The organism is Protofrankia coriariae, from assembly GCF_001017755.1.
In the GTDB taxonomy this organism is placed as follows: Bacteria; Actinomycetota; Actinomycetes; order Frankiales; family Frankiaceae; genus Protofrankia; species Protofrankia coriariae.
The window spans coordinates 2,791-6,074 of record NZ_JWIO01000083.1; the positions used below are offsets into that span (position 1 = coordinate 2,791).

Annotated in this window: 3 protein-coding genes; all 3 read left to right on the forward strand. The window is 71.3% G+C overall.

Translation table 11 applies throughout. The features are described 5' to 3' along the window. Positions 1-109: 109 nt before the first annotated feature. The gene (locus FrCorBMG51_RS24085; RefSeq protein ID WP_086055669.1) at positions 110-1,591 is read left to right on the forward strand and encodes a glycosyltransferase family 2 protein; all 1,482 of its coding nucleotides are present in this window, start codon (positions 110-112) and stop codon (positions 1,589-1,591) included. A 44-nt stretch (positions 1,592-1,635) separates the two neighbouring features. Next, the gene (locus FrCorBMG51_RS24090) at positions 1,636-2,751 is read left to right on the forward strand and encodes a glycoside hydrolase family 113 (RefSeq protein ID WP_235433861.1); all 1,116 of its coding nucleotides are present in this window, start codon (positions 1,636-1,638) and stop codon (positions 2,749-2,751) included. 29 nt (positions 2,752-2,780) lie between these two features. After that, positions 2,781-3,284 (forward strand): hypothetical protein (locus tag FrCorBMG51_RS24095; RefSeq protein ID WP_047225292.1); only part of this gene is annotated, 504 nt, incomplete at its 3' end.

The following is a 3,284-nucleotide window of genomic DNA, read 5'->3' on the forward strand; positions in this document are numbered from 1 at the left end:
CCGCCGGTAAGCTACGGCAGCCGTCGTATCGCCGACGGTTTACACCTACTCCGGTCCGGCTGGCGTATTGTTTCAAGGACCGTGATCAGACTCCTGTGGGGGGAGCCGCGTGACCACGTCCGAGCATCTCATGCGTCGGGAATCCTTGGAGTGGGCCAACGCCGTCGCGCACGAGACGATGCCGTTGACCGAATCCCGGGAACGGTCGGTATGGCGACCCGGTTTCAGTTCGTTTCTGATCGGCTTCACGGTGTTCGGTGCCTTCGGATGGTGGGCCTGGGCCCGCGACCCCGATTTCGGCTTCATGGGCTGGATAGCGGCCGTGGTCTGGACGTTGCCCATCGTAAACACCGTCATCGGTATGTACGGAAGCGTGCGCACGGCCGTTCGGCTGCGCCGCGAGCGTAAACTACCGGTCACCGCGGCAATCGTCCGCGACCCGCTGATCGTGGTCGTCCCGACGGTGGGGCGTCACGACACCTACCCCGCCCTCGAACGGGTCGTCCGCTCCTTCTGCCGGTACCTGCCGGACTACTTCCCCCACCTGCGGGTGGACGTGGTCGTCGAGGAGGGCTGCGCCGCCTACGACCGTATCGTCGCGCTGGCGGCGTCGGACCACCTGATCCGCGTGGTGACCGTACCCCGCGGCTACCGCACCCCGAACGGCACCCGGTTCAAGGCCCGCGCGAACCACTACGCCCACGAGCTGCGTTACGCCGAGGGCGAGGCCAGGGGGGACGTGTGGGTGCTGCACATGGACGACGACACCGGCGTCAGCTCCGACACCGCCGAGGCCATGGCCCGTTTCCTCAACGCCCAGTGGCTCGCCGGTGAGAATGCCCGCCACCTCGCCCAGGGGGTGTTGAGCTACCCGCGGGAACACGCGGTGAACAAGCTGACCTGGCTGGCCGACGCGGTCCGCCCAGGCTGCGACATCAGCCTGTTCGCGGCCACCACCGGCCGTGGCGTGCCCCGCGCCGGGCTGCACGGGGAACTGCTGCTGGTCCGGGCATCGGTGGAGGCGGCCACCGGCTGGGACTTCGGGCCGCAGGCCATCGTCGAGGACGCCCAGTTCGCCCTGCTCTTCTGCGGCCGTCACCCCGGCGGCAGCGACTGGTTCCCCGGCCGCTCCTACGGCGCCTCCCCGGCCACCGTGGCCGACTTCATCCGGCAGCGGGAGCGTTGGTCCTGGGGGCTGTTCCGGCTGGCGTTCGACCGCGGCGTCCCGCTGCGCCACCGGCTGCTGCTGCTGCACAACGTGCTGATCTGGGCATGCGGGCCGATCCAGCACCTGGGGCTGATCCTCCTGGTCGGCTCGTTGCTCGGGGACACCGACACCACGCCGGTCAGCGCCCTGCTGCTGCCCGTCTGGGCGGCCAACATGGCCTACAGCATCTGGCTCTACTGGGAAGGCCTGAAGATCAACATATCGGCCTCGGCGGACCCGCGGCACCGCTGGTGGGAACCGCCCTGCCTGCTGCTGCTGATCCCATTCTTCTCCCTGCTGGAAGCGGTCGCGGTGTTCCGGGGGATGGTCCGCTTCCTGCGCAACGGCGAGTCCACCTTCAACGTGATCGCGAAACCGATGTGATCAGGCTGGGCACGGCCGGCGCGACGCTGGCCGCCGTGTTTGTCATGACCATCGCGGGCACGGGCTGCGCCGCCGCACCCCAGGACCGCACCCCCGCCTTCCACCCGGCCGCGCCACCGCCGGTCACCGCGACAGCCGGCCCGCAGACGCGGGCGGGGGCGGGGGCGGGCCCCACCGTCGCCTACCCCTGGCAGCCCGGCCGGCCCGAGCTCGGCGTCCAGGTCTACTGGGACGACAATCCCGACGAGCCTGTCGAGCTGGTCCGCGCCAAGGCCCGCCAGATCGTCGACTACGTCGTCGACCTTGAGGCCAACGCGCTGTGCGTCTCCTTCCCCTTCTTCACCGACACGGCCCGCTCCAACGCCGTCCACGGCGGCCGGACCACCCCCACGCCGGAGCGTCTCGGCATCCTCCTGGACGAGGCCAGACGCTCCGGCCTGCGCGTCACCCTGCGCCCGACGCTCGACGAGCGCACCCTGACCGCCGCCAACCCGCTGGACTGGCGCGGCACGATCAGGCCGGGTGACCGGGACGCCTGGTTCGCCTCCTACCGCCGCTTCCTCACGCCCTACCTGGCCCTTGCCGCACGCACCGGCGTCGCCACCGTGGTGATCGGCACGGAACTCAGCTCGCTGGAAGGCGACCCGCGCTGGGCGGAGCTGGCCGCGTACGCCCGGACCCTGTTCGGCGGCGAGACCGGGTACGCGTTCAACTGGGACGTGTTCGTGCACACCGCGGTCCGGATGCCGGTGGACCGGGTCGGGGTGGACGCCTACCCGGAGCTACCGCTGTCCGACGACGCCTCCGTGGCGGAGCTGGCCGCGGGCTGGCACTCCTGGCTGGACCGCCGGGCCCGTGGTCAGATGCCCAGCCTGCTGCTGTACGAGGTGGGCGCTCCCGCGCAGGACGGCATCTACCGGCATCCGGCCAACCCGAACAACGGCGGCCCGGTCAACGAGGTCGTCCAGCAACGGTGGTTCGCCGCCGCCTGCCAGATGGCGCGGGAGCGCTCCCTGGCCGGCCTGTACTGGTGGCGGGTGGACTTCCACGCCGGTCCCGCCACCGTCGACCCGCTGCGGGACCGGCACGAGTCGTTCGCCGGCAGGGCCGCCGAACAGACGATCCGGGACTGCTTCTCGGGCTGGAGGGCGGTACGCTGAGCTCTTCCCCATCACGTGCGGTAATCGGCGTGTTCGGTGTCGCGGTGCTCGCGGTGATGCTGCAGAGCACCGGGGGATTCCGCGCGGAACTGCTCGGGCCGGATCTTCTCCTGGCAGCCAGCGGCTACCTGACCGCCCGCGTCCTGCTGGCCGCCTGCTCCCGGGCCACGGCGGCGCGCGAACGGCACGGCCGCGAACACGGCTGCCCCGCCCCCGGCCTGGGCAGTGTCTACCGTGACCATGTCAGGGAGCACGTCAAGCAGCGGCTCCCGCTGCTGCTGTTCACCCTCGTCGCCACCGTCGGGCTCGCCGTGCTGCTCAGCCCGCCCGGCCAGGCGCGACAGCTCGGCCCGCAGGCGGTCGCCGGCCTGGCGCACGTGGGGAACTGGTTCGACCTGGTGTCGCGGAACTGGCTGGCCGGCGCTGGCGGCGACTGGTACGCCGACCGGCCCGCCCAGCTCGACCCGCTGGGCCTGCTGTGGCTGCTCGGCCTGATCGAACAGTTCGCCATCGCCGGGCCGCTGCTGCTGGTC